Origin of the sequence: Ruminococcus sp. 1001136sp1, from assembly GCF_039841815.1 — a bacterium.
In the GTDB taxonomy this organism is placed as follows: Bacteria; Bacillota; Clostridia; order Lachnospirales; family Lachnospiraceae; genus Blautia_A; species Blautia_A faecis.
The window spans coordinates 14,540-40,786 of the sequence record NZ_JBDPGY010000006.1; the positions used below are offsets into that span (position 1 = coordinate 14,540).

The following is a 26,247-nucleotide window of genomic DNA, read 5'->3' on the forward strand; positions in this document are numbered from 1 at the left end:
TTTCGTATCCTGTGAACGTTATACTTAAAGCAACTTAAAAATAAACGAAAGGGGTAGCAAAAAAATGAAAAAGAAAGTGATTAGCATGTTTCTTACAGCATGCACTGTATCAGTAATGGTAGTTGGAGGCGGTTCCAATCTGGTTATGGCGGATGATGCAGAGACGGTAACCTTGATGGGATGGTATGATGAGGATGACATGAATCCTATTCTGGAAAAGGTAAATGAGCAGATGGATGGGAAGTATGTGATTGAGTACACATATGTTGCAAATACTGATTATAATAATGTACTTAGCACACAGCTTGCATCTGGAGAAGGCCCAGACATTATTATGGATGGAACAAACTATCCAGCCGAAATCAAAGCTGGTAACGTGGAAGACATTTCGGATTATGATTTTGTAAAAGAGTTTAATGAGGCTGGAATGTCACTTTGCAGTGCTGATGGAAAAATTTATGGAATTCCTTCCTATGGATGGTTTTCCGGAATTTGGTGTAATGCTTCGATCCTTGAGGAATGTGGGGTGGAAATTCCCAAAACATTTGATGAGTTTGTAGCTGCTTGCGAGACTATTAATGAAAAAGGCTATACTGCATATGGTTTTGGGATTGCGGATGACTCAACTGCAACATCCAGCTTACTGGGGTATCTGGAAAATTCTTATTATCATAATAATGAAGAAGCAAACCCTGATGGAACTGATTTCGACACCAAATTTGCTTTGGGTGAAGTAACTATGGACGGACATATTAACGACTGTGTTAATAAATGGTGTACATTAGTTGAAAAAGGACTGATCGCTTCTGAGTCTCTGGGAATTTCCTGCCAGGAAATGCTGAACAGCTTTAAAAATGGAGAAGTGGCATTCCTTCATGGAGGTCCATGGCAGTATACAGAGCTGAAAGAATCCGGAGTTAACTTTAAAATGCTTCCGCAGCTTAGTGAAACAGGAGAAAATGAATATGTTTTAGGCGGACCAGCTGCATGCTTCGGTATTAATGTAAATACGGAAAATCATGATGGTGCAGAAGCTACTTTAACAGCACTGGCTTCCGTTGAAGTTCAGCAGGCATTTGCTGATGCAAATGTTGGCGGAACCAGCTATAGAAGCGGAGTTGAGGCTCAGATGCCTGAAGAATATGAATATGTTGCAGATATTATTAACAATGGAAATATTGCATTCCCATCTGACAGATGGAGTGTAAATCTTCCAAGTCAGTCCTTGTTTGATGAGTTTACTGCTCAGCTTCAGGGTGTTATTTCCGGAGATATCAGTGGAGACGATCTTGTGAAAGCTATTGATACAAAAGCTGACTCAATCAGATATGAGTAAATTGTAATCATTTAACAAATTTAAAATTATCCATAATTTATTAAACCGATCCTGCATTTAGCAAATGAGCTTTTTGCAGGATCTGTTTTTGTGCAATAGAGGTTAATGTTATCAATAGAATTAACAAAAGTAACTGGGATATAAAAAAAACGATAGTCATATAAATTTTTTTGGATTTATAGAGAAAAAGATCAAATTTATAATAGAAACATAAAAAGAAGGAGGGCAAGGAGAGTATGAATGCCAATCATGTAAAACGAAATCTGCCATATATTTTCATGGCAATACCTGCGGTTTCTATATTTTCTGTGTTTTTTATCATTCCGCTTATTTTTACTACAAAATACAGTTTTTATAACTGGACTAATTTTTCGCCGGATATCGTTTTTTCAGGATTGAAAAATTATAAACAGCTTTTGGCAGATGGAATTATTTTGAAAGGATTAAAGAATACCCTGGTATTTGCAATCCTTACAGTATCCATTCAAAGTTTAATTTCTCTTCCTGTATCAGTGCTTCTGAATTCCAAATTAAGAGGAAGAACAATTTACCGAGGAATCTTTTTTGCACCCGCAGTATTAAGCACCTTGGTTGTTGGATATCTTTGGAAATATATCCTGTCTGCAAGTGATTATGGTTTGATAAACCAGGTGCTTTTGAAAATGGGATTTGAAAAAATCAACTTTCTCGGAAATGGAAAAATCGCTATATTTTCCATAATTGCAATTTCAGTGTGGCAGTGGTTTGGATGGTCTATGGTAATTTACATAGGAAGTTTGCAAAGTATTAGTGGAGATCTTTATGAAGCTGCTTCTGTGGATGGAGCTAACAGTTGGCAGCAGTTTTGGCATATTACATTACCAGGGCTTGCACCTGCCATAAAAATTAATTTTGTAACAAGCACGATCTCAGGACTGAAAGTATTTGATCTTGTCTTGTCAACTACAAACGGAGGTCCGGCACATCAGACAGAAACTATTCTGACATTAATGTACTCAAAATTTTCAGATGGAAATTTCGGTTATGCATCAGCTTTTGGAATTGTATTTCTGTTGATGACAATGGTTGTTTCCGCTGTAATGCTTGGAATATTTAAAAAATGGGAGGAGTATTTAAACTGATGAAAACGAAAAAAAATATTATGGAGATTTTGAAGCATGTTTATTTGCTAATTATCACGTTTATTGTTTTAACTCCTATTTATTATCTGCTTGTTACTACGTTTAAGTCAGGAACTGAAGCGGCTGCAAAGCCGATGGCACTTCCGTCTTTCTGGGATATTACACCATATATCAATGCATTTGAAAAAATGCAGTATCCAAGAGCATTTGGAAATACTCTTTTTATTACAATATGTGCTGTATTTGGCATTGTAATGTGCAGTACTATGTGTGGATATGTTTTAAACCGCAAAGAGAAAAGTAAAATTACAAAAATTATTTTTCTGGTAATTCTTTCCGGAATGATGTTTCCATACCAGATGGCAGTTCTTGGTCTGTACAAGCTGGTAAGAAGCCTGGATTTAATGAATACGCTGACAGCAGTTATTTTTATTGATATTGCTATCAATATTCCATTTGCTACTTTTTTAATGAAAAATTCCATTTCTTCAGTTCCTATAGAACTGGAAGAAGCTGCCAGAATTGATGGTGCAGGAGTATTCAGAATTTTTGGTACAATTGTGCTTCCATTGCTGAAGCCGATGATTGCTACAATCGTAATTTTAAATACTTTAAATGTATGGAATGATTTTATGGGACCGTTGTATTTTATACAGAAAAGAGAAAAAGATGTTATTTTACAGGAAGTATATCGCAATATCGGTCAGTTTTCTACAGACTGGACTAGTCTGTTTCCAATGATGGTATTAGGTATATTGCCGCTGCTGGTTTTCTATATATTTATGCAGAAATATATTATCAGTGGTGTAATGGCGGGATCTGTAAAAGGATGATATATGGAGGATTAGGTATGGAATTTATTGTTAAAGAGAATGAAAATCATCAGTTGGAAAGCATTGTAAACAAAAATGACAAATATAAAATGAACTGGGTTGCCACAGGTAAAAAATGGGGAGAAATGTTTCTTCCAGACGGAATTACAGGTAGAATAGAAAGAACGGTATCTACAAAAGGAAAGATAACTGAAAAATATATTTTTGTGAATAATCGGGATCGGGAGTATTTTCACAAAAAAGGTGAAATTGGTATTGCGGTACCGTTTCCTGATAATTATACGGCTGCTGAAATCTGTATGAGAGAGCGCTGTCATGCACACATCCGTTGCGGTGAAAGTCAGAGTTATATTGCCGGGATCAGAATGGGAGGAGAAAAACCAAATCTTGGGTTGGTTCTGAAAGAAGGCAAAATAGAAGGCTATAGCATTATAAGAAATGAAAAAGAACTCAGCAATGATCGCGGAACTATTATATTAAATCCTAAAATAAACAACTTAAAACCAGAAGAAAGAACCGTGATTCAATGGGATCTTTTCTGGTATGACGATCAAAGGGATTTTGAAGAGAAATTGCTTCATCAGGAAGGACAGCTGTTGATACAGTTGGAACATGGAATTTATTTTGAGGGCGAGAACTTAAGTTTTCATATAAAAGCAGATAAAGATATCTGGCATGAAAAAGAAATCGAAGTCACTCTTGCAGGTGAAAAAATTTCAACTAAAAAAACAGAAAACGGTAATTGCATAGATTATAAAATTAAAATGGATTCTGTAAGTCAGGGTGAAAAAGAGTTCTTCATAAAGAGAGGAGAATACAGTACATCTGCGGTTATTCTGGTATTACCAAGGGTGGAGAAGCTTGCAGAAAAAAGATGCAGATTTATTGTTGAAAAACAGCAGTATTTTTGCAGTGGAAGCCTTTTGGATGGTGCATTTCTTACTTATGATAATGAAGATAAGCGATTGGTTTATGAAAAAGAATACGATCATAACGGTGGCAGGGAAAGAGTGGGAATGGGGGCACTTCTGGCGCTCTGGCTGCAGAAAAATAAAGATATGAAAGTGGAAAAAGCACTGCAGAAATATACCGAATACATATACAGAGAGCTCTACGATGAGAATACAGGTATTGTATACAATGATGCAGGAAGAGATAATACCTGGAACCGTTTGTACAATTATCCATGGCTTGCAATTTTTTTTATGGAAAGATACAGATTGTATAATGAGGTTGCTGATCTTAAAAATATGTATAAAATTATGAAATCTTATTATGCACAAGACGGAGCTTCATTCTATGCAATTGGAATCCCTATGCTGGAATCTGTGAATTTATTGAAATCGGGTGGTATGGAAAGAGAGGCAGAGGAACTTCTGAGATACTATGAAACACATGGCAAAATGCTTATAAAAAACGGATTATGTTATCCACCGCATGAAGTAAAATATGAGCAGAGTATTGTTGCCCCTGCAGTAAATTATCTTTTTCAGTTATACGAACTTACAGGAAAAATATTATATCTGGAAGAAGGAAAGAAACAATTAGCTGTACTGGTGCTGTTTAATGGACATCAGCCAGATTTTCATATGTATGAAAATGCGGTTCGTCATTGGGATGGATATTGGTTTGGAAAGTACAAAAATCTTGGAGATACATTTCCACATTACTGGAGTTCTTTAAGTGGTGTTGCTTTTCGGGAATATGAAAAAATAACCAGTGAGAGATCATATGGTGTAAAGGCGGAAAATTCATTGCGAGGTGTACTAAGTATGATAAATGGTGACGGAAGTGCAAGCTGCGCATATGTATATCCTTTTATGGTTAATAAGGTAAGATGCCAGTATGCGGATCCATGGGCGAATGATCAGGACTGGGCTTTGTACTACTACTTGAAAGAGGACAAAAATTATGACTGAGTTAGAAAATAAAGGTGGCTTTACCTTGCCTGGTGAGGCTGGTTATGAAAAATTGACCTTAGAACTTGCAAAAAAATGGGGAGCAGATGTAATAAGGGATTCTGATGGGACAGAACTGTCTCCGGAGATAACGGAGGCAGGATATGGTATTTATTCTACTATTTGTATTATCCGCGGTCATAATCCCTGGGCTATGGAAAATTTGGATAAATTGCAGCAGACTTTTCTTGTCACAGAACCGAAAACTGCAGTTGAGCATTATCTAGAACTAGAGCTCTTAAAAGAGTTTTTTCAGGAGCAGTTTAAAATTAATGACAGTGCAGAAGCTTTGGGTTACTGGCAGGTGTATGACCGCACAACTGACAGGGAAGTAAATAAAGAAAACTGGAGCTATGATAAGAAAAAAGGTGTTGTCAGGATTGAAAACTGTGTATTATGGCACAAATATACAGTCAGCTTTCTGGCATATCGAAGTTGGGAAGAAATTTCCATGTATAATCATATTACCAATAACTGGGATAAAGAGCATCTTATACCGATAGATCCTGTATACGCTGAAACACAGGTTTATTTAATTAATTGGATGAAAGAATGGTGCGAAGAACATCCTGCAACTACAGTGGTTCGTTTTACCTCTATGTTTTATAATTTTGTCTGGATTTGGGGAAGCGATGCCAGAAAACGAAATTTATTTACAGACTGGGGCTCCTACGATTTTACAGTGAGTCCTCTTGCTTTACACAATTTCGAACAGAAATATGGATATGCACTTACCGCAGAGGATTTTGTGAATCAGGGGAAATATCGGGTAACCCATATGCCGCCAACAAAAGCAAAAAAAGACTGGATGGAATTTATTAATGATTTTGTAATTTCATTTGGAAAAAAACTAATAGATATTGTGCATGAATATGGAAAAAAGGCTTACGTATTTTACGATGACAGCTGGGTTGGAATTGAACCATATAATGACAGATTTTATGAATTTGGTTTTGATGGGATTATTAAATGCGTATTTTCCGGGTATGAAGCACGTCTTTGTGCAGGTGTAGATACAGAAGTTCATGAACTCAGGCTTCATCCTTATCTTTTCCCGGTGGGGCTTGGAGGAGCACCTACATTTACAGAGGGAGGAAATCCTACAAGGGATGCAATGCAGTATTGGAGAAATGTAAGGCGTGCATTGTTGCGTGAACCGATTCAAAGAATTGGATTAGGCGGATATTTACATCTTACGGAGAATTATCCGGATTTTTGCGATTACATTGAAAAAGTTGCAGATGAATTTCGCATGTTGAAGTCTTTTCATGAAAAAGGAAAGCCTTGGACCTTGAAAACCAAAGTAGCGGTTTTACATTGTTGGGGCAAATTGCGTTCATGGACTTTGTCTGGACATTTTCATGAAACATATATGCATAATTTGATTCATATAAATGAGGCGCTTTCAGGTTTGCCTGTGGATGTTGATTTTATTGATTTTGAGACAGCCAGAAGCGGAGATTTATCCAGATACAAAGTCATTATTAATGCAGGAAAATCGGGTGACGCATGGAGTGGCGGTGATAACTGGAAAGACGTGAAAGTTGTTGAGGCAATTACAAAGTGGGTATATGAAGGGGGCTGTTTTATTGGAATTGGCGAGCCATCAGCAACCAGTGGATATGATACGTTTTTCAGATTGGCACAGGTACTGGGCGTAGATGAAGATAATGGGGCAAGGGTATGTCATGGAAAATGGGAGTATGAAGTAAAAGCACCACAAAATCATATATTAGATATACTGGAATGGCCAGTAATGGAACATATATACCTGACAGATAAAAAAACAGAGGTATTGGCAGAGGCTGCAGGTGGGTATCCGGGTATTACCAGACACCAGTTTGGAAAAGGAAGTGGAATTTATATGACGGGATTTGCTTTTTCAGAGGAAAGTACCAGATTATTGTTGCAATTGATATTAGAGGCTGGACGGGAAGAACAGGCAGAATGCATTACAGATAATCTGCATGTGGAATGTGCCTATTATCCAGACGCACAAAAATTAGTTGTTATTAATAATTCAGGAGAGAAACAAACAACAAAGATTGTATGTGAAGGAGCCGTTTGGAGCATGCAGCTTGAAGGATATGAAACGAGGCTACAGAATATATGTGGGATGGGAAACAAAAGGCAGTAACATTTAGCTATGATGATGGAGTTTGCCAGGACAGGAGACTGGTAGACATGTTCAACTATTATCATGTAAAAGCAACATTCAATATAAACAGTGGAATGCAGACATATGCCAGCCATTATGACTTTGGTAATGTAAGAGTGCATCATATGAATGCAGAAGGATTAAAAGAATTGTATAAGGGTCATGAAATCGCGGTTCATACATTGACTCATCAAGATTTAACAAAGCTTGATAAAGACACTGTATATAATGAAGTTTTCCTGGATAAACAAAATCTGGAACGGATGTTTGACTGCCAGATTACCGGTATGGCGTATCCTTATGGAACATATAATGATGAAGTGGTTCAGATATTGAAAAAATGTAAAATTCAATATGCACGGTCAGTTGTGTTTTCCGGAGCATTTAAATTACAAAAGAATTTATTGATATTTAAACCAACTTGTCATCATGCTGACGAAAATATATGGGAACTTCTGGAGAAATTTTTAAAAGAAAAAAGTGAAGAAAAGCAGTTATTTTACATATGGGGACACAGCTATGAGTTTGATGTAAATAATAACTGGAAACGGATGGAAGAAATTTTAGACAGATTAATTGGACATAATAATATCTTTTATGGAACAAACAGGGAAGTGCTTCTTCCCTGTTAATAGAAAACAAAAATCAGACTAGCATTTTATCCAGACATTCTACAATCAGTCTGACATTCTTCAGCGCACCTAAAGTGTCGCCTTTTTGCTCCAGGGAGTGGTTGCAGCCCTCGAAAATCCCGCCGGTTTTATCTGGGAAGTTTCTTGCAGCAGCGTGTATCTTGGACTCCGGCATGTATGGATCAGCGGTTCCGGCGAAGAAGAGCCCGTTGATATCGGAGAGATAACGGAGGGTAGAAGGAATTGGAGTCATAAGAAATTGATGGACTTTTCCCTTCAGCTGCAGTGCTGTTTCCAGCTGGCAGGCGATGGTGGTGCCGATGCTTTTGGAGATAAAAATAATATCATCATATTCAGAGAAAGGAACGTTTTCCAATTGGGGGAGCGTTCTTTTTATTGCCAGTTTTATGATAGGTTCCAGTTCCGCTGGGGTGCGGCCGTGGAAGGTGTGGATGTCCTGGCCGTAGTCAAGGCGGATGATTTCATAACCACGTTCAGCAGCCATGGAAGCAGTATAATAGAGAAGGGGCTTGGTGCAGGTATAACCGACACCTGGGAAAATGACGGCAAGTTTTTTCATGTGGGTACCTCGCTTGAATCGTAAATTGAGTTATATTGAGGGATAAAATGTAATCTGAAAGTGGTTATTGCGTCCACTTAGTTCTTGTATTTATTAAAGTATGATCCGATCAGCGTCTGTTTGAATTCATATAAGATATGAGCGTCAAAAGACCCGTTGATATAGCATTATTATATACTTCTTTCACAAAAATTGTAAAGAAATGACGGTAAGAAATATGGTGAATTATCTGTGAAGATATGCTAAAATCGTTATTATTCAATGAAATAAGAAACAGCTTGAAAGTATTAGTGATTCAAAAGCGAAATAACGAGGAGTGACATTATGAAATTATTAATTGTACGCCATGGTGACCCGGATTATGATATAGATTCCCTTACGGAAAAAGGCTGGAAAGAGGTGGAGTATCTTTCACAGAAGCTTTCCAAATTAGATGTAAAAGCTTTCTATGTATCCCCCCTTGGAAGAGCGAAGGATACTGCGGCTCCGACTTTGAAAAAGATGGGAAGAACAGCCACAGAGTGTGAATGGCTGAAGGAATTTCCCTGTCAGATCTGGCGCCCGGATGTGAAAGATAAGAAGATTATTGCATGGGACTGGCTTCCACAGGACTGGATGGCAGACGAGCGCTTTTTCCAGTATGACCACTGGTTTGAGAATGAGGCTATGCAGGAAGGGCATGTGAAAGAAGAGTATGACCATGTGATTGGGGAGTTTGACAAGCTTCTCGCGAAGCATGGATATGAGAGGAAAGGTCACTATTATAAAGTAAATGAAGAAAATAACGACACGATTATTTTCTTCTGTCATTTTGGATTGGAGTGTGTACTTCTCAGCCATCTGCTGAATATCTCTCCGATGGTACTTTGGCATGGCTGCGTGGCTGCTCCATCCTCTGTGACAACCTTGACCACAGAAGAACGCCGTCAGGGAATCGCAGCTTTCCGCATGAGCTCCTTCGGCGATATTTCCCACCTTTATGCCAACAATGAGCCGCCGGCATTTGCAGCAAGATTTTGCGAAGCGTATGGAAATAAGGATCAGAGACACGACTGACATTGTGCATTGAGAAGTGTGTTGTTGTGAAGGGCGTGAACAGTAATCTTCATAGTATTAACGGATGGTAAGAGTTATGTTCTGACTTTCAGAAGATAATGAAACGTTATGATCTGAAAACAGGACACAATGGGAAGAACAGGGATGGAATTGTGATGCCAGTTACGAATTAGTTATTTTCATTTTAGAAATTTTAGAAAAAAATTATAATTTGGACAAATGCTTTTCACAATTATGCGATATGATATATACATCTTAAGAGAAAGAACTCTTAAGAAAAACTCTTTCCTTTCCCTAAAAATGTATAAATAAACCACCGTCTGTTGGCAAGAACGCTGACTGGGCGGTGGTTTTACGTTGTGGGAAAAATTAGTATTATTACTGAATGCGGCGAAGAGTTAGAGCGTGATATCGTTGCTTGACAATGTTATTATAGACAATGGAGGTACTTATGCAGTCATCAAATCAGCTGCAGGACATGCTTCATTCCATCAATCGGAAGAGCTATCCTGCCTATAAATCCCTGAAAGGGGCATATCAGTTTAAGAAATATGTTTTGTCAATTGAGCATGTACAGGGCGATCCATTTGCGTCACCGTCCCATGTCAGTGTGAAAATTTCCCACAGAGAAGCTGGATTTCCAGCGGAATATTATAAAGATAAACTGACCAGAATTACTCTGGCAGACTATCTTACCAGACGGTTTGAACAGCAGGTGAACCGCTATACTTTCCGGGCAAAAGGCTCTGGAAAAAGCGGACTTATTTCTGTGACCAGATGCGGTCAGGAGGTGCTGGAGCGAACGGCCTGTGAGATTACAGATCAGGGGATTATCGCCCGGTTTTTTGTAGGATTTCCGGCAAATGGACGTACTATAAATGCGGGAGAACTGGAGAAAATATTCTTTGAATTTCTCCCGGTTTGTGTGGAAAAAGCATTTGTATACAGAAATTTAAGTGGAAAAGATCTGGAAAATACTATTTTCCTGGCAGAAGATCAGGCGTATATCAGGGAAGAATTAAAGAAGCGTTCCCTGATTGCTTTTGTAAATGACGGCGCGATTCTGCCAAGAGAGAGCGGTATTTCATCTAAGCCGATGAAGGGGAGCGTGACATTTTCTTCGCCGGAAAGTCTTCGGGTGACTATGGCGCTTCCCCATAAGGGAAAAATAACCGGAATGGGAATTCCTAAGGGAATCACGTTGATCGTTGGTGGTGGTTATCACGGCAAATCTACCCTTCTGAACGCATTGGAACTGGGTGTGTATAACCACATTCAGGGAGATGGAAGAGAATATGTGATCACGGATTCCACAGCTCAGAAGCTGCGCTCTGAGGATGGCAGATTTGTGAAAGATGTGGATATTTCCCTGTTTATAAATGATCTTCCCAATAAAAAAGATACCACCTGTTTTTCTACGGAAGATGCCAGCGGAAGTACTTCCCAGGCAGCAGGAATCGTGGAAGGAATAGAGTCAGGAAGCAAGGCGTTTCTGTTGGATGAAGATACATCTGCTACTAATTTTATGGTGCGAGATGCCTTTATGCAGCATGTGATCAGCCGGGAAAAAGAGCCGATCACCCCATTCCTGGAACGCGCCCGGGATCTGTATGAAAAGGAGGGGATTTCCACAATTCTGGTTGCCGGAAGCTCCGGGGCTTTTTTCCATATTGCAGATACCGTGATCCAGATGGACAATTATATACCGGTAGATATCACAGAAAAAGTCCGGGAACTTTGCAGGGATTATCCTTTAAATGAGAATACGGCAGCTGGATTTAAAGTACCACAAAGCCATCGCATCATGTCAAAAAATATGCCGTTGAATGGTTCCAAGAAGGATTATTATGGTCATTCTAAGGCGCAGGATAAGCCGGAAAGGCTGAAAGTAAAGGTACATGGCAGAGATGGTTTTTCCATTGGAAAACAGGAAGTGGATCTGCGATATGTGGAACAGCTGATCGACAGTGAGCAGACAGGAGCTTTAGGAGCGTTGCTGAAATATGCAGTGGAAAAACTGATTGATGGGAAAAGAACACTGCCGGAAATTGTGGAGCTGCTTTGCAATAAATTGGAAAAAGAAGGGCTGTCTTTTCTGTCAGAAGGCTATACTTCCTGCGGCTATGCAGTGCCAAGACGACAGGAAGTATATGCTTGTTTTAACCGATACAGGAGACCTTGAACCGGATTTGGATATATCAAAAAAGGCAGTGCAAAGTGTTGGACTGCGCGGCAAAAGATTTGTGCAAGAAAACCTATTTGCCGGTAGCTTTTTACCTGGTTATACGCTATAATGAATTTTGGATGAGGAAAACACAGGGATTATTTTCCCTGTGTAAAATGAAAACAGGAGAAAGGTGGATATAGATTATGGAACGTCCAAACGCATGGCTCACATATTCAGATGCTGATATGCAGGATCTGGAAACTGTGGCAAAGAAATATCGTCATTTCTTAAATGTAGGAAAGACAGAACGTGAATGTATCACACAGATTGTGAAAGAGGCTGAGGAAGCAGGCTATGTTTCCCTTGAAGAAAAGGTGAAAAATGGCGAAGATCTGAAAGCAGGAGATAAAGTTTACCAGGTCGGAATGCAGAAAATCATTGCCCTGTATCATATTGGAGAGGATGATCTGGCACAGGGTATGAATATCCTTTGTGCGCACATTGATTCTCCGAGACTGGATATTAAACAGAATCCGTTATATGAGGATACGGATCTGGCTTATCTTGACACTCATTACTACGGTGGGGTAAAGAAATATCAATGGGTTGCTCTTCCAATGGCAATGCATGGCGTAATTGTGAAGAAGGATGGCACAGTTGTAAATGTAACTGTTGGCGAGGATGAGGACGATCCGGTTCTTTACATCACAGACCTTTTAATCCATCTTGCAGGACAGCAGATGGCGAAGAAGGCTTCCGAGGTTGTTGAGGGTGAGAAGCTGGATATCCTGATTGGAAGCCAGCCACTGAAGGATCTTCCAGATGACAAGAAGAAAGAGGCTGTTAAGGAGAATGTACTTCGTATTCTGAACGAGAAATACGGTGTGGAAGAGGAAGATTTCCTTTCCGCAGAGCTTGAGATCGTTCCAGCTGGCAAGGCTCGTGACTGTGGTCTTGACCGCAGCATGATCGCGGGTTATGGACAGGATGACAGAGTTTGCGCATATACTTCCCTTCTGGCTCTTCTTGAGATGGAAGCACCGAAGCGTACAAGCTGCTGTCTCCTTGTAGATAAGGAAGAGATCGGAAGCGTGGGAGCAACTGGTATGCAGTCCCATTTCTTTGAGAACAGTGTAGCAGAGGTCCTGGATGCAATGGGACAGTATTCAGATCTCAGACTGAGAAAGGCTCTGAAGAACTCCAGCATGCTTTCCTCAGATGTAAGTGCCGGCTATGATCCTGCATTTGCAGAAGCTTTTGAGAAAAAGAACTCTGCGTATCTTGGAAGAGGTATCGTTCTCAACAAGTTTACAGGTGCCCGTGGAAAATCCGGCTCCAATGATGCCAATGCAGAGTATGTGGCAAGAGTCCGCAGAATTTTTGACGACCATAAGGTTTGCTTCCAGACAGCTGAGCTTGGTAAGGTTGATGTAGGCGGCGGCGGAACCATCGCTTTTATCGCAGCTCTTTATGGTATGGAAGTAATCGACAGCGGTGTTTCTGTTCTCAGTATGCATGCACCGTGGGAGGTTACCAGCAAGGCGGATGTTTACGAGGCAAAGAAGGCTTATAAGGCGTTTCTTCTGGATGCGTAAGCAGGTGCTTTGACGCTCTAGAGCCTTTTTCAAACATGCTCTAGGAAAATAGTTTCTTGAACTACGGATAATTTGAAATTAGCGGACAGACGTTTTAGGTCTGTCCGTGATTTTTATTAAAAAGATGGCAGAAGCTGTTTGAAAACTTACAGAGAGCCTTTGGGGCTCTGTTTCGGGCTTTTTTATTTTGGGAGAGCGAGGGCTGGGTTTGTAATATTTTGAAAATTTTATAAAGTGAGGAGTATTGGATTATGTTAAAAAAACAGGCACCGGGAGAGACAATCCTGAAGGTTGGCGGCATGCTTCTTCTGTTTCTTGGCGTTCTGCTGGCATTTGGAAGTGGAAACACGCTTTCTCTGGTTATGAAGGGCAGTAGTGACAGCGCAGTTGTAGAATATCTGAATCAGAACGGTATGACTTACAGCCAGCTGGTTGCAAGCAATGTGATGGTTCTGGTGGCAGGAGTAATCTATCTGGCAGCTGGCGTGGTTGGTGTGAAACAGGCTGGTAAGGTGAAGAATGCAGGCCTTTGTGTGGGAATGGGATGCCTTCTTATTGCAGAGGTTGTGGCAGAAGTGATCGTTACTATGATCTTCGGAGATTTCGATCCGGCTTCCGTGATCCGAATGCTGATGTTCCCGGCTATTTATATGATTGGCGCAGTGCTGAACTGGCAGGCGAAGAAAGCCAGGAGATAGGGAGGCACCGTCATGCTGGAAGAAGTTAGAGAGCTCTGATAGAGTCTTTAAAATAGTACCAATCGTGCAAAAAAAAACTATTAAAAAATATTTTAAAAAAATTTCAAAAAGGTGTTGACAAAACCACAGGTATCGTGTAGAATATCCATTGTTGTGAGGGACAAATACTTCACAAGTAATAAATGTGTGTTTAGCTCAGCTGGATAGAGCGTTTGGCTACGGACCAAAAGGCCGGGGGTTCGAATCCTCTAACACACGTAATTGAGAAGCGGAATCATTGAGAAATCGATGGTTCTGTTTTTTTTTGTACACAAAATCAGACCGCGGGTAATAAGAAATATAAATCCAATATTGAAATAATACTATAATTATGGTACGGTAATTCAAACAAAAGCGTGAAGCTTGTTCGGAAAAATTATTGAGTGAATTAAAGTTCGCGGAAGGAGAGAGGAAAAATGTTCACAGTACTTAATTCAGAAAGCCTATGGATTGGCACAGATTTGAAAAGATTTAATGAGATCCGGGATATTCTGGATAGTCAGAATATCAAGTATAAGTACAAAGTAAAAGATCAGCTGGGAGAATGGACAGGCAGCGGAACTATTCGGGGACGTGTGGGAAGTGCAGGAAATCCAGCGGAGCAAGCCAAGCAGTACGAAATACTTGTAGACAGGAAAAATCTGGAGCAAGCACGTTTTGCGATTCAAAAATGATACGGTATTTTTTATAAGACACCAGATTTTCCTGAACGAATCTGGTGTCTTTTTAGGCGTTAAAACATGTTATTTATATTCATAGAATATATCAGATCAAAATGAAAACACCGACATAGCCTGAATCTGATACTTATTGTGGCGGGATTCTTGTCAGAAACAAGATAAAGCTCCAGATCAAATCTTTCGCTCAGCCTTCCGCGCTTTTTTTGCAGAATACATTTTCTCATCTGCCAGATTGATATAATCATTCAAGGTCAGCCCCGGATCATCGGCAATTACCCATCCGATGCTTGCTTCAATGGGGAATCCCACACGGCTGTTGGCAGAAAACACTTCCAGAGAATCCAGAAGGGTATGAGCCAGCTCCTGTATTTTCTGTTTATTATAATCAGGAATCACGCATACGAATTCATCTCCTCCATAGCGTATGGAAACGGACTCTGCCGGACAGTGCTGCCGCAGGACGGAAGCAATGCTGCTGATAGCAAGATTTCCCATATCATGCCCAAAGGTGTCATTGATATATTTCAGGTGATCTGCATCCACAAACATGATTCCAACTGGCTGATTTTTCTGCATGCACTGATGGAAAAGAGGCATGGCAAGCTTCTCGTAAGCCATCCGGTTGTAGAGTCCGGTGAGAGAATCATGGATGTAAAGCTGAGAAAGCTGTTTATTCATTTTACGCAGGGTAAGTCTTGCATACAGGGCTTCCATGGAAGTCTGGAGTGCATTTAAGGTTTCGAACAGGAACTGATGCTCCAGAAGATAATCACAATTGGTGATAATCAGAAATCCAATCTCCCGTTCACGAAAATGCAGAGGACAGAACTGGTAAATATTTTGTCCTCTGGTAGCTTCTGTCTGTGGAAGTGAAAGAATTTCTTTCAGATTAAGGTGAAGCCGGTTCGTACCATTCAGGGGCGGGTAAACCAGTGCCATCTCCTTAGGGTATCCTTCTGTCTGATAAGTATCCTCCGGAAGCTCAGGCAGTGTATCCATATTTTCGCTCATAAAGATATCCGGGTTCAAAAACAGATAAATATTTCCGCAACCATGCTTTGTCAGCCAGTTCTGCATACGTCCTGCAAGCTCTGTGTATCCTGCACAGTCCAGGAGAACACGGTTCAGATCCATCATCCAGTTTTGCATATCGCTCTGACGTGCTTCTGCAACGATGCGCTTGATTACATACTCTCCACGGTCAGGTGGATTCTGGGAAACGCAACCGCAGCTTTCCTGAAAAACGTAGGTGAAAGGTGCGTATATATAAGTTTCCTCTGCATTTCCATTCCAGATTTTTTCCAGCATTAAAAGGGCATTTTCCATGATATCGGCTTTGGAGAAGCCTACCGTGGTAATTCTGGGCTCATAATAGGAAGCTTTGTCTTCGTTGTCAAAACCGGTTACCAGAAAATCCCCGGGAATAGAATATCCGGCTTCCTTGGCGGCGAGGCAGACGCCTACAGCTGTATTGTCGTTGACACAGACAAAGGCATCTGGAAGCAGGTTTTTCTCTTTAAATGTGGAAAATGCCTGGATTCCGGTTTCGATTTCATAATTATGATGAATCACGCGCTGCTCCTCGAAAGGAATCCCATGGCGAAGAAGGGCATCCCTGTAAGCTTTGAAACGGAGCTGATTTTCCCTGTTAAATTCTGGCCCGCCGATGAAATTTAAGGTACGGCATCCATGCTCTGTGATCAGGTGCTCAACAATCCGGCTAATGGCTTCGTAGTTGTCAATTCCGGAATGGTACAGTCCTGGAATCTGCTCAAGAAGAGAAATTGCTGGGATGCTGCTGAGCTTCGCGCGTTCAATTATCTCTGCAATCAGGTCTGGCTGGGACACGGTGGCAAGATCCAGAAGGATGCCGTCAAATTCTGAAAAATCCGGAAGCCGTGCAATGTTATATTCTCCTGCATTATGCTTCTCATCCATACTGAAATTCCCAAAGCTCTGAAAAATATATAAATCCATATCTGACTGGTGGGCAGCCATGTAATTTCGATATCCCTGAATCCAGGTATAGGTTACATAACGTCCCCAGCCATCTGTAATAAGTGCTATTTTTTTCATGCAAAAATCTCCCGAATAACAGATTTCACAATGTTGTGAAAAACTATAAACATTGTGAATATTATATCAAATTTTTATGGAAATGCCACATTTTCTGTGAAAAAATATGTAAAAAATTAAGAAGAAAAATTTGGTAAAGGTGATTTTTAACAAAATAATTTTCGAAAAAGCGAAAATGCAGATGTTGAGAATTATTCTCAATTCCCCTCCTTTTCATAACCGGATAAAAGAGGTATGATAAATATAAGTTAGCATAAACTAACAAAAGACAGAATGATGAATGCTTGTAATTGTTTTTTATGAAAAATGTTCATGAACGATAATGGTTTACAGGGAGGAAAAGAGATGTTTCTTGAAATTAAAGATTTGAAGAAAGGCTTTGGTTCCGGAGACAGCAGGACAGAGGTTCTTCGGGGAATTGATTTTTCTGTGGAAAAAGGGGAATTCTGCGTGCTTCTTGGACCGTCTGGTTCTGGAAAATCCACACTTTTGAATATTATCGGTGGAATTGATGAGCCAGATGAGGGCTATATTTCCATAGATGGGGAAAAAACAGGAGATATGAAGGAGAAAGCGCTGACTCTTTACCGCCGGAAGCATCTGGGATATGTTTTTCAGATGTATAATCTGATCCCAAATTTAAATGTAAAGGAAAATATTGAGGTGGGCGCATATCTCAGCGATAAGGCACTGGATATTGACGAGCTGCTTCATACACTGGGGCTTTATGAGCACAGACATAAGCTGCCCAACCAGCTTTCCGGCGGTCAGCAACAGAGAACGGCCATTGGTCGTGCTATTGTAAAAAATCCGGACATTCTTCTCTGCGACGAGCCTACAGGTGCACTGGATTACAACACATCCAAGGAAATTCTGCGTCTGATCGAGCAGGTCAACCAGAAGTACGGAAATACCATCATCATGGTTACCCACAACGATGCCATTAAGAATATGGCAGACCGCGTAGTGAAGCTTCGTGACGGTCAGATCCGCAAAAACTATCTCAATGAGTCCAAAGTCGCAGCCGACGATCTGGACTGGTAAGGCGGTGCGCTATGAAGAATCCATTGTGGAAACGTCTTCCAAGAGAATTGAAAAGTGATTTCGGAAAATATATTGTGATCTTTCTGTTTATGACACTGACCATAGGCTTTGTCTCGGGCTTTCTTGTGGCTGATGACAGTATGCTGGCTGCTTATGACGAAGGTTTCGAAAAATATAACATTGAGCATGGCAACTTTACCCTTTCTTCGAAAGCCAGCGAAAGCGATTTAAAGAAAATTGAAAAAAATGGAAAAGTACGAATCTGCGAAAATTTTTATCGGGATGAGGCCACAGATGCGGATCTGGACGGAAACGAAGAGGAAACCATGCGTATCTATCAGGAGCGTACCGATATGAATCTTGTGTGCCTGATGTCAGGGGGAATGCCAGCTGCAAAGAACGAGATTGCCATTGACCGGATGTATGCAGATAATAACAAGCTGAAGGTTGGTGACAAGCTGAAAATCGCAGGAGAAGAACTGACAGTTACCGGACTGGTGGCATTACCTGACTACAGTTGTTTATTTTCCGATAACAGCGATATGATGTTTGATGCTGTAAAATTTGGCGTGGGTATTATGACCGAGAAAGGTGCGGATGCTTTTGGAACAACCCATCTGGAGTACCGCTATTCCTGGCAGTATGAGACTGCACCAAAGGATGATATTGAAGCGAAAAACATGTCAGAGGATTTTCTGGAGGTTCTGGTCAAATATGGAAATGTGACAGGTTTTATCCCGGCCTATTCCAATCAGGCCATCACTTTTACCGGTGAAGATATGGGCGGTGATAAGGCTATGATGGAGGTGCTGCTGTATATTCTGATCGTCATCATTGCTTTTGTGTTTGCAGTTACAACAAATAATACCATTACAAAAGAAGCTTCTGTGATCGGGACTCTGCGTGCTTCCGGATATTCCAGAAGAGAACTTCTGGTCCACTATATTTCCATGCCGGTGATCGTAACTGTGGTTGCTTCTGTTCTTGGAAACGTGCTGGGCTACACCTCCTTTAAAAATCTTTGTGCAGGTATGTATTATGGCAGTTACAGCCTGCCGACCTATGAAACACGCTGGAATGCAGATGCATTTATATTGACCACAGTGGTTCCGGTAGTGATCATGCTGGGAATCAATTTGATTCTGATTTCAGGGAAACTGCGTCTTTCTCCTTTGAAATTCCTGCGTCATGATCTGTCTGCTTCCAAACGGAAAAAAGCTGTGCGTCTTCCGGACTTTAAGTTTTTCAACCGCTTCCGGCTTCGTATTATCCTGCAGAATAAGTCCAGTTATCTGACTTTGTTTATTGGAATCTTTTTTGCAAATGTACTGCTGCTTTTTGGAATGATGATGAAGCCGCTTCTGGATCATTATCAGGAAGAAATTTTGAAGAACATGATCGCGCCGTACCAGTATGTGCTGAATGTACCGGAGGGGCCAGATGAAGATGAGAAATATACGGTTATGGGAATGTTGCAGAAATTTCTTACTCCATCTTTGAAAACAAATGAGAAGTCAGCAGAAAAATTCTGCCTGAATTCCATGAAAAATGTATTGCCGGATCAGGAAGGAGAGACCATAACGGTCTATGGAATCGCGGACGACAGTGCGTATGTAAGCGCGGAACTTCCAACTGATGGAGTTCTGATTTCTGACGGTTATGCAGAAAAGTATAAGATAAAGACCGGAGATACCATTGTTCTGAAGGAAGCTTACGGAAGTGAGACTTATGAGTTTACAGTGCAGGGAATCTACGATTATCCGGCATCTTTGACGGTATTTATGCCGATTTCCTCCTACAGGAAAACCTTTGGGGAAAAGGAGGATTATTTTAACGGTTATTTTTCCAGGGAAAAGATCACAGATCTGGATGAGAATCTGATCGCAACAACGATTACGGAGGACGATCTGACAAAGGTCAGCCGTCAGCTGGATGTGTCTATGGGAGAAATGTTCCAGCTGATCAATATATTTGCAGTTGTGCTGTTTGCCCTCCTGATCTATCTGCTTACCAAGCTGATCATTGAGAAAAATGCCAATGCCATTTCTATGGTAAAGATTCTGGGGTATGAGAACCGGGAGATCAACAGCCTGTATCTTACATCCACTACGTGGGTGGTGATCTTGTCCATTTTACTTAGCCTGCTGCTGTCTACCTGGACGATATATGGAATTTACGGATATCTGATGTCATCCTTCTCAGGTTGGCTGACCTTATATCTGAAACCAGCGGTTTATCCGGAGATGTTTGCGATGGGAATGGGAGCGTATGTGCTGGTAGCCTTGTTGCAATTTAGAAGGATCAAGAAGATTCCAATGGATGTGGCGCTGAAGAATGTGGAGTAAGAGAATTATAAGAAAATAGAATATTGGAGGATATTGGGGCAGACTTCTATTTCTTCGGGAGTTTGCCCTGATTTATGCTGAGCATTTTATTTTCGGCAATACGTTTTGAGGGTTCGGGTTAATAGTAGCAGCCAGGTTGGAACGGTGTTTTGTTTATTGAGAGATTTATTCATATTTTCATGTTGTGATTTGACGAAGTTTCGTATATACTTTCCCTTGTAGCCCAAAGTGGATATTTTGTATCCGAGCGGGACTTGCTGCGTATAATAATGAGAGCAGGTGCCCACACATTTTTTCAGAAGAGGAGATACGAACATGGATTACGCAAAAGAATCCTTAAAGATGCACTATGAGTTAAAAGGTAAAATTGAAGTTGTTTCAAGAGCAAAGGTTGATTCCAAGGATGCTTTAAGCCTTGCTTACACCCCTGGTGTTGCACAGCCTTGCCTTGAGATTCAGAAAGATATTAATAAAAGTTATGAACTCACCAGACGTTGGAATACCGTTGCTGTTGTAACAGATGGTACCGCAGTTCTTGGTCTTGGAGATATCGGTCCAGAGGCTGGTATGCCGGTTATGGAGGGCAAATGCGTTCTGTTCAAAGAGTTTGGTGATGTAGATGCTATTCCACTTTGTGTTCGAAGCAAGGACGTAGATGAGATCGTGCAGACCGTTCGCCTTCTGGCTGGAAGCTTCGGCGGTGTAAACCTGGAGGATATTTCCGCACCGAGATGCTTTGAGATTGAGAAGAAGCTGAAAGAGTGCTGTGATATTCCGATTTTCCATGACGACCAGCATGGTACTGCAGTTATTACGCTTGCAGGTGTGATCAATGCGCTGAAGGTTGTTGGCAAAAAAATCGAAGACATTAAGATCGTTACTTCCGGAGCAGGAGCTGCCGGAATCGCGATTATCAAACTTCTTATTTCCATGGGACTTAAGAATGTTATTATGACAGATCGTAAAGGTGCAATTTACGAAGGCCGTGAGGGCCTGAACCCAATTAAGGAAGAGATGGCGAAGATCACAAACGCTAATCAGGAGAAGGGCTCCTTGAGTGAAGTGATCAAAGGCGCTGACGTATTTATCGGTGTTTCCGCACCTGGAACCCTTACTCCGGATATGGTTCGCACTATGGCGAAAGATCCGATCATCTTTGCCTGCGCAAACCCGACTCCTGAGATTTTTCCGGATGAGGCCAAGGCAGCAGGCGCAGCGGTAGTATCCACAGGTCGTTCCGACTATCCGAATCAGGTGAACAATGTTCTCTGCTTCCCGGGAATCTTCCGCGGTGCCCTTGATGTCCGTGCATCTGACATCAACGACGAAATGAAGATTGCCGCAGCTTATGCCATTGCAGGCCTGGTAAGCGACGAAGAACTCTGCGCTGATTATATTCTGCCAGCAGCATTTGATTCAAGAGTGAAAGATGCGGTTGCGAAGGCTACTGCTGAAGCTGCCATTAAGAGCGGAGTGGCTAGGATCTAAAATTCTTTATATATCCGTTTGTTTTCTTCTGCGGAGAATAACTTTAAACGATGCCCGATGCGAATCGCCTTTGAATCCGTTCCATGCCCGATCAAAGGTGATTTCGCAACGGGTGTCTTTTTTTCTGCGAATTCAAGGACTAGCTGCGCCATATCTGGTTGACAGTTATCCTCCTCCATTTTCGTAAACGTCCCCAATAAAATCCCATTCACCTTCTTAAATACCCCCATCTGGTTCAACTGGCTTAAATAAGTCACCATCTGCGGCAGTTTTCCTCCAAAGGACTCCAGAAGCAGGATTTTCTCCCGCATATCCGGCCAGTAAGGCGTGCCAGCCAGCTTCAAAAGGCACCGTATATTTCCTCCTACTACAATTCCCTCCATATGAGTCCCCCTCACAAATTCATAAGGAAAATCATAAAGAGAAGTGGCCCCCGCCAAGGTAGTACTAAGAAAGTCCGTTATCTGGGACTGGCTGTGATCGTAGGTGAGATTTCGTATCTGGTACAGGACAGATGATTTCCCTGTTCGGGCATAAATGGCATTTATAATTGTTGTCAGATCACTATATCCCCAAAAATGCTTTTTTCCATAAGCAATGGTCTGAAAATCCAGATAGGGTAAAATCTCGTTGGCCATATCCCCGCCAGATACGTCAAAAATATCCGTGACAGAATCATCCTCATAAAATTTCATAAGAGCCCAGGCACGCTCCCTGGCAGTTCCAGCCTGTCCGTTTTCATCTCCATAAAGATAAGGGCTAAGATCTACTTCTAGTCCGGATTTTTCCAGAATCTGCACCAACATTTTTATTGTTTCGGCCTGTTCTGGCCTAAGTCCGTTGGAACAACTGACAATCCCGATTTTGCTTCCCTGTTTCATAAAAAGTAATCCTTTCTTTTCAATAAAGTGCATGTGATTTTTTTATACATGTAACTTTTTCACAGATTTTACTATCTAAAACAATGTATGAAGCATAAAAATACGCTCATTCAACACTTTTTATCTTCTTTTACATTATAAACAATAATTCCTCATAAATCCACCATTCATCCTGGAGCGTGTTTGAAAAAGCATTCCCGCAGTTGATGTTCACTGGTAACGTTTCGCAATCTGTACGCCCCACTTTGCGGTATATTTTGTAGAGATTTTTTTTAACACACTCTGGAATCCCGAAACATTTTCAAAAAGCACTGGTCAAAATTTACGAAATTGCAGTGAAAAAAATGAGAAAAAAGTGCAAATAAATTATTGACAGCTTATATAAATTAGAATATACTAATCAACGTAAGCGAAACATAATAATAAATAGGTGTTTCTAAAGCACAAAAAAGGAAGGATGATATGATGCCGTTATCAATGGTAAACGAAGGAGAGCCGCAGGTGATTAAAAAAGTCGGCGGTAAAGAAGAAACCCGTAAATTCCTTGAAAATCTTGGGTTTGTACAGGGAGCTACAGTAACCGTTGTAAGTGAGATCAGCGGTAATATGATCGTGAATGTGAAAGATTCCAGAGTTGCCATTGGCAAGGATATGGCGAATCGGATCATGGTCTGAAATCCAGAAAAAAGGAGCAAGTATTATGAAAACATTACGGCAAGTTGGCGTAGGTCAGACTGTCACAGTGAAGAGACTGCACGGTGAAGGACCAGTAAAGAGACGTATCATGGATATGGGAATCACCAAAGGGGTACAGATCTATGTACGTAAAGTTGCACCGCTTGGAGATCCTATTGAGGTAACCGTGAGAGATTATGAACTGTCTCTGAGAAAAGTCGATGCAGAAATGATAGAGGTAGAATAAGTACTGTACAGGATATAGTACTTTGCTGTGTGTACATAAGGGAAAAGTTACTGTTCACGTACTTTTGCGAAACATCTTACAAATGTTGTCATATGAACAGCGGTAAAATCAGCACAGCATGAAATTGCATGTTCTGGAATGGAATGGGCAATTTTTTTTACCTTGTGGGTTAGCGAAACCTAATAAAGGGTTGAAAAGCTAACAAACGAAAGCTGATTGAAACAATCGGCAGCATAGGGCAACTAAAATCAGCAGAAGCTGTATATAATAAGCCCGGAAAAAAGAAAATCTGGAAAGAAAGAGGAGGCATGAAAATGTCGATTAAGATTGCACTTGCAGGTAACCCTAACTGCGGCAAGACCACATTATTCAATGCACTGACCGGCTCTAATCAGTTCGTTGGTAACTGGCCTGGTGTAACAGTAGAGAAAAAAGAAGGTAAACTGAAAGGTCATAAGGATGTAACCATCATGGACCTTCCTGGTATTTATTCCCTTTCCCCATACACACTTGAGGAAGTGGTTGCCAGAAATTACCTGATCAATGAAATGCCAGATGCGATCATCAACATCGTAGATGGTACAAACCTTGAGCGTAACCTGTATCTGTCCACACAGATCATGGAGCTTGGAATCCCGGTAGTTATGGCTATCAACATGATGGATCTGGTTCAGAAATCCGGAAACAAGATCCACATTGACAAATTAAGCAAAAAGCTTGGCTGCGAAGTAGTTGAGATTTCCGCTCTGAAAGGAACCGGAATCATGAAAGCTGCTGAGAAAGCAATCAGCGCAGCACAGAGCAAAAAGAAAACAATTCCGGTTCACGAATTTGCACAGGATGTTGAGGATGCGATTAAATCTGTTGAGAATAAGCTGACAGGAACTGTTGCAGAGGCTCAGAAACGTTTCTTTGCAATCAAGCTTATCGAGAAAGATGACAAGATCGTAGAGCAGATGAAGAGTGTTCCGGATGTGTCTTACGAAGTAAAGGCTCTGGAAGATAAATTCGATGATGATACAGAGAGTATTATCACAAACGAGCGTTATGTATACATCTCTTCCATTATTGGACAGTGCTATACAAAATCCTCTACAGGAAAGAAACTTACAACCTCCGATAAGATCGACAGAATCGTAACCAACAGATGGCTGGCGCTTCCGATCTTCGCAGTTGTAATGTGGGTTGTTTATTATGTGTCTGTAACCACTGTTGGAACTATTGTAACAGATTGGACAAATGATGTACTCTTCGGTGAGATTATTCCTCCGGCAGTTGAGTCTGCTCTGGAAGCTGTAAATTGCGCTGCATGGCTGCAGGGACTGATTCTTGACGGTATTGTTGCCGGTGTTGGCGCTGTACTTGGTTTCGTGCCGCAGATGCTGGTTCTGTTCCTGTTCCTTGCATTCCTTGAGTCCTGCGGTTACATGGCTCGTGTTGCATTCATCATGGACAGAATCTTCCGTAAATTCGGTCTTTCCGGAAAATCCTTTATTCCAATGCTGATCGGTTCCGGATGTGGTGTTCCTGGAGTTATGGCTTCCCGTACAATCGAGAACGACCGTGACCGTAAAATGACAATCATGACTACAACATTTGTTCCTTGTGGTGCGAAGCTCCCGATCATTGCAATGATCGCAGGTGCATTCTTTAACAACAGCGGATGGGTTGCTACAAGCTCTTACTTTGTTGGCATCGCAGCAATCATCTGCTCCGGTATTATCCTTAAGAAAACAAAAATGTTCGCTGGCGAGCCGGCACCATTCGTTATGGAGCTTCCGGCATATCACTGGCCAACCGTTGGCAATATTCTGAGAAGCATGTGGGAGAGAGGCTGGTCCTTCATCAAGAAAGCCGGTACCATCATTCTTCTTTCCACCATCGTTCTCTGGTTCCTTATGGGATTCGGCTGGGAAGGCGGTTCCTTTGGAATGGTAGAAGAGCTGAACAACAGTATTCTTGCCAAGATCGGTTCTGCAATCGCCTGGATTTTTGCTCCTCTTGGATGGACAAAAGCAGGAGAAGGCTGGAAGATGGCAGTTGCTGCCGTAACAGGTCTTATTGCAAAAGAGAACGTTGTTGCTACATTTGGTATGCTCTTCGGATTTGCTGAGGTTGCAGAGGATGGAGCTGAGATCTGGGGAAATCTTGCACAGGTAATGACTCCTATTGCAGCATACGGATTCTTGGTATTCAACCTTCTTTGTGCTCCTTGTTTCGCAGCTATGGGTGCTATTAAGAGAGAGATGAACAATGCAAAATGGTTCTGGTTTGCAATCGGCTATCAGTGCGGTCTTGCTTATGTAGTTTCCCTTTGCATTTATCAGATTGGTACACTGCTTACAGGCGGCGGATTTGGAATCGGAACAGTTGTTGCATTCGTTCTGGTTGCAGCATTCCTGTACCTGCTGTTCAGACCATATAAAGAGAGCAACAGCTTAAAAGTTAATACAAAGAGTATTGCTTAAGCAAAGTTGTTAAAAATAATTCAGCCTGTATCCCTTAAAAGATACAGGCTGGAATTTTTATATAAGGGGAAATCACCATATCTTTTCACTTTGGAAAAAGATGCTCTGCAGCAGTGAAGGCGTGAACCGTTATGGTTTCTCCTTATATAGAAATTCCAGCCCTGATATAA

At 41.1% G+C, this 26,247-nt stretch carries 20 protein-coding genes and 1 tRNA gene; 18 read left to right on the forward strand and 3 right to left on the reverse strand.

Going from position 1 to position 26,247, the window contains the following annotated elements:
• Positions 1 to 64: 64 nt before the first annotated feature.
• From ABHC48_RS06615 to ABHC48_RS06640, 6 genes are all read left to right on the forward strand, one after another.
• A complete protein-coding gene (locus ABHC48_RS06615; RefSeq protein WP_173719145.1) occupies positions 65 to 1,336 on the forward strand; it encodes an extracellular solute-binding protein in 1,272 nt (423 codons plus the stop codon).
• Positions 1,337 to 1,614: 278 nt separating this feature from the next.
• The gene (locus tag ABHC48_RS06620; RefSeq protein ID WP_243284118.1) at positions 1,615 to 2,457 is read left to right on the forward strand and encodes a sugar ABC transporter permease; all 843 of its coding nucleotides are present in this window, start codon (positions 1,615 to 1,617) and stop codon (positions 2,455 to 2,457) included.
• Complete coding sequence (locus ABHC48_RS06625) at positions 2,457 to 3,290, forward strand: carbohydrate ABC transporter permease (RefSeq protein ID WP_118581874.1); 834 nt, start codon at positions 2,457 to 2,459, stop codon at positions 3,288 to 3,290. The genes ABHC48_RS06620 and ABHC48_RS06625 overlap by 1 nt, the downstream gene beginning before the upstream one ends.
• A 17-nt stretch (positions 3,291 to 3,307) precedes the next feature.
• The gene (locus ABHC48_RS06630) at positions 3,308 to 5,209 is read left to right on the forward strand and encodes a hypothetical protein (RefSeq protein ID WP_195699085.1); all 1,902 of its coding nucleotides are present in this window, start codon (positions 3,308 to 3,310) and stop codon (positions 5,207 to 5,209) included.
• Positions 5,202 to 7,385: a 1,3-beta-galactosyl-N-acetylhexosamine phosphorylase gene (gene gnpA / locus ABHC48_RS06635; protein WP_195699086.1), complete on the forward strand. Its 2,184-nt coding sequence runs from the start codon at positions 5,202 to 5,204 to the stop codon at positions 7,383 to 7,385. The genes ABHC48_RS06630 and gnpA overlap by 8 nt, the downstream gene beginning before the upstream one ends.
• On the forward strand, positions 7,358 to 8,038 hold the full coding sequence (locus ABHC48_RS06640) for a polysaccharide deacetylase family protein (RefSeq protein WP_173719149.1): 681 nt from the start codon (positions 7,358 to 7,360) through the stop codon (positions 8,036 to 8,038). The genes gnpA and ABHC48_RS06640 overlap by 28 nt, the downstream gene beginning before the upstream one ends.
• A gap of 13 nt (positions 8,039 to 8,051) precedes the next feature.
• On the opposite strand, the gene ABHC48_RS06645 is transcribed toward ABHC48_RS06640, so the two are convergent.
• Entirely contained in the window at positions 8,052 to 8,618 is a 567-nt protein-coding gene (locus tag ABHC48_RS06645; protein ID WP_195699087.1) for a hypothetical protein, read from the reverse strand.
• A gap of 324 nt (positions 8,619 to 8,942) precedes the next feature.
• Here ABHC48_RS06645 and ABHC48_RS06650 point away from each other — a divergent pair, with 324 nt between their 5' ends.
• The 6 genes from ABHC48_RS06650 to ABHC48_RS06675 all read left to right on the forward strand — a co-directional run bounded on the left by ABHC48_RS06650 (position 8,943) and on the right by ABHC48_RS06675 (position 14,847).
• On the forward strand, positions 8,943 to 9,674 hold the full coding sequence (locus tag ABHC48_RS06650; RefSeq protein WP_118581862.1) for a histidine phosphatase family protein: 732 nt from the start codon (positions 8,943 to 8,945) through the stop codon (positions 9,672 to 9,674).
• Positions 9,675 to 10,125: 451 nt separating this feature from the next.
• Positions 10,126 to 11,856 carry an ABC-ATPase domain-containing protein gene (locus tag ABHC48_RS06655; protein WP_195699088.1) on the forward strand — a complete coding sequence of 577 codons (1,731 nt, stop codon included), beginning with the start codon at positions 10,126 to 10,128 and terminating at the stop codon, positions 11,854 to 11,856.
• 188 nt (positions 11,857 to 12,044) lie between these two features.
• On the forward strand, positions 12,045 to 13,436 hold the full coding sequence (locus ABHC48_RS06660; protein WP_195699089.1) for an aminopeptidase: 1,392 nt from the start codon (positions 12,045 to 12,047) through the stop codon (positions 13,434 to 13,436).
• 251 nt (positions 13,437 to 13,687) lie between these two features.
• Entirely contained in the window at positions 13,688 to 14,134 is a 447-nt protein-coding gene (locus ABHC48_RS06665) for a hypothetical protein (RefSeq protein ID WP_195699090.1), read from the forward strand.
• A gap of 184 nt (positions 14,135 to 14,318) precedes the next feature.
• Positions 14,319 to 14,392: transfer RNA gene (locus ABHC48_RS06670), tRNA-Arg, on the forward strand.
• Between the two features lie 197 nt (positions 14,393 to 14,589).
• Positions 14,590 to 14,847 (forward strand): hypothetical protein, encoded by a 258-nt coding sequence (locus ABHC48_RS06675; protein ID WP_173719155.1) that lies wholly within the window; start codon positions 14,590 to 14,592, stop codon positions 14,845 to 14,847.
• A gap of 177 nt (positions 14,848 to 15,024) precedes the next feature.
• Here ABHC48_RS06675 and ABHC48_RS06680 read toward each other — a convergent pair whose 3' ends face one another.
• The gene (locus ABHC48_RS06680) at positions 15,025 to 16,929 is read right to left on the reverse strand and encodes a GGDEF domain-containing protein (RefSeq protein WP_195699091.1); all 1,905 of its coding nucleotides are present in this window, start codon (positions 16,927 to 16,929) and stop codon (positions 15,025 to 15,027) included.
• Positions 16,930 to 17,274: 345 nt separating this feature from the next.
• Here ABHC48_RS06680 and ABHC48_RS06685 point away from each other — a divergent pair, with 345 nt between their 5' ends.
• The 3 genes from ABHC48_RS06685 (at position 17,275) to ABHC48_RS06695 (ending at position 21,806) form a co-directional block, all read left to right on the forward strand.
• The gene (locus tag ABHC48_RS06685) at positions 17,275 to 17,973 is read left to right on the forward strand and encodes an ABC transporter ATP-binding protein (RefSeq protein WP_118581841.1); all 699 of its coding nucleotides are present in this window, start codon (positions 17,275 to 17,277) and stop codon (positions 17,971 to 17,973) included.
• 11 nt (positions 17,974 to 17,984) lie between these two features.
• Entirely contained in the window at positions 17,985 to 20,318 is a 2,334-nt protein-coding gene (locus tag ABHC48_RS06690) for an ABC transporter permease (protein ID WP_195699092.1), read from the forward strand.
• Between the two features lie 315 nt (positions 20,319 to 20,633).
• Positions 20,634 to 21,806 carry a malic enzyme-like NAD(P)-binding protein gene (locus ABHC48_RS06695; RefSeq protein WP_173716979.1) on the forward strand — a complete coding sequence of 391 codons (1,173 nt, stop codon included), beginning with the start codon at positions 20,634 to 20,636 and terminating at the stop codon, positions 21,804 to 21,806.
• Here the strand turns inward: ABHC48_RS06695 and ABHC48_RS06700 are convergent.
• Positions 21,803 to 22,687 (reverse strand): LD-carboxypeptidase, encoded by an 885-nt coding sequence (locus ABHC48_RS06700; RefSeq protein WP_195699093.1) that lies wholly within the window; start codon positions 22,685 to 22,687, stop codon positions 21,803 to 21,805. The two genes, ABHC48_RS06695 and ABHC48_RS06700, sit on opposite strands and share 4 nt — an antisense overlap.
• 462 nt (positions 22,688 to 23,149) lie before the next feature.
• On the opposite strand from ABHC48_RS06700, the gene ABHC48_RS06705 reads away from it, so the two are divergent.
• The 3 genes from ABHC48_RS06705 (at position 23,150) to feoB (ending at position 26,077) form a co-directional block, all read left to right on the forward strand.
• Positions 23,150 to 23,362, forward strand: a complete 213-nt coding sequence (locus tag ABHC48_RS06705) for a FeoA family protein (protein ID WP_118581835.1) — start codon at positions 23,150 to 23,152, stop codon at positions 23,360 to 23,362.
• Positions 23,363 to 23,387: 25 nt separating this feature from the next.
• Entirely contained in the window at positions 23,388 to 23,609 is a 222-nt protein-coding gene (locus ABHC48_RS06710) for a FeoA family protein (RefSeq protein ID WP_118581832.1), read from the forward strand.
• A gap of 314 nt (positions 23,610 to 23,923) precedes the next feature.
• On the forward strand, positions 23,924 to 26,077 hold the full coding sequence (feoB, locus tag ABHC48_RS06715; protein WP_118581829.1) for a ferrous iron transport protein B: 2,154 nt from the start codon (positions 23,924 to 23,926) through the stop codon (positions 26,075 to 26,077).
• The last annotated feature ends 170 nt before the right edge of the window (positions 26,078 to 26,247 follow it).

Excerpts from the sequence above, each read along its gene's own strand:
- ABHC48_RS06675 (WP_173719155.1), top strand. The coding sequence starts at position 14,590 with ATGTTCACAGTACTTAATTCAGAAAGCCTATGGATTGGCACAGATTTG.
- feoB (WP_118581829.1), top strand. The coding sequence starts at position 23,924 with ATGTCGATTAAGATTGCACTTGCAGGTAACCCTAACTGCGGCAAGACC.
- ABHC48_RS06625 (WP_118581874.1), top strand. The coding sequence starts at position 2,457 with ATGAAAACGAAAAAAAATATTATGGAGATTTTGAAGCATGTTTATTTG.
- ABHC48_RS06620 (WP_243284118.1), top strand. The coding sequence starts at position 1,615 with ATGGCAATACCTGCGGTTTCTATATTTTCTGTGTTTTTTATCATTCCG.
- ABHC48_RS06630 (WP_195699085.1), top strand. The coding sequence starts at position 3,308 with ATGGAATTTATTGTTAAAGAGAATGAAAATCATCAGTTGGAAAGCATT.
- ABHC48_RS06685 (WP_118581841.1), top strand. The coding sequence starts at position 17,275 with ATGTTTCTTGAAATTAAAGATTTGAAGAAAGGCTTTGGTTCCGGAGAC.
- ABHC48_RS06710 (WP_118581832.1), top strand. The coding sequence starts at position 23,388 with ATGAAAACATTACGGCAAGTTGGCGTAGGTCAGACTGTCACAGTGAAG.
- ABHC48_RS06615 (WP_173719145.1), top strand. The coding sequence starts at position 65 with ATGAAAAAGAAAGTGATTAGCATGTTTCTTACAGCATGCACTGTATCA.
- ABHC48_RS06690 (WP_195699092.1), top strand. The coding sequence starts at position 17,985 with ATGAAGAATCCATTGTGGAAACGTCTTCCAAGAGAATTGAAAAGTGAT.
- ABHC48_RS06640 (WP_173719149.1), top strand. The coding sequence starts at position 7,358 with ATGTGGGATGGGAAACAAAAGGCAGTAACATTTAGCTATGATGATGGA.
- ABHC48_RS06655 (WP_195699088.1), top strand. The coding sequence starts at position 10,126 with ATGCAGTCATCAAATCAGCTGCAGGACATGCTTCATTCCATCAATCGG.
- ABHC48_RS06665 (WP_195699090.1), top strand. The coding sequence starts at position 13,688 with ATGTTAAAAAAACAGGCACCGGGAGAGACAATCCTGAAGGTTGGCGGC.
- ABHC48_RS06680 (WP_195699091.1), bottom strand. The coding sequence starts at position 16,929 with ATGAAAAAAATAGCACTTATTACAGATGGCTGGGGACGTTATGTAACC.
- ABHC48_RS06645 (WP_195699087.1), bottom strand. The coding sequence starts at position 8,618 with ATGAAAAAACTTGCCGTCATTTTCCCAGGTGTCGGTTATACCTGCACC.
- ABHC48_RS06695 (WP_173716979.1), top strand. The coding sequence starts at position 20,634 with ATGGATTACGCAAAAGAATCCTTAAAGATGCACTATGAGTTAAAAGGT.
- ABHC48_RS06700 (WP_195699093.1), bottom strand. The coding sequence starts at position 22,687 with ATGAAACAGGGAAGCAAAATCGGGATTGTCAGTTGTTCCAACGGACTT.
- gnpA (WP_195699086.1), top strand. The coding sequence starts at position 5,202 with ATGACTGAGTTAGAAAATAAAGGTGGCTTTACCTTGCCTGGTGAGGCT.
- ABHC48_RS06660 (WP_195699089.1), top strand. The coding sequence starts at position 12,045 with ATGGAACGTCCAAACGCATGGCTCACATATTCAGATGCTGATATGCAG.
- ABHC48_RS06650 (WP_118581862.1), top strand. The coding sequence starts at position 8,943 with ATGAAATTATTAATTGTACGCCATGGTGACCCGGATTATGATATAGAT.
- ABHC48_RS06705 (WP_118581835.1), top strand. The coding sequence starts at position 23,150 with ATGATGCCGTTATCAATGGTAAACGAAGGAGAGCCGCAGGTGATTAAA.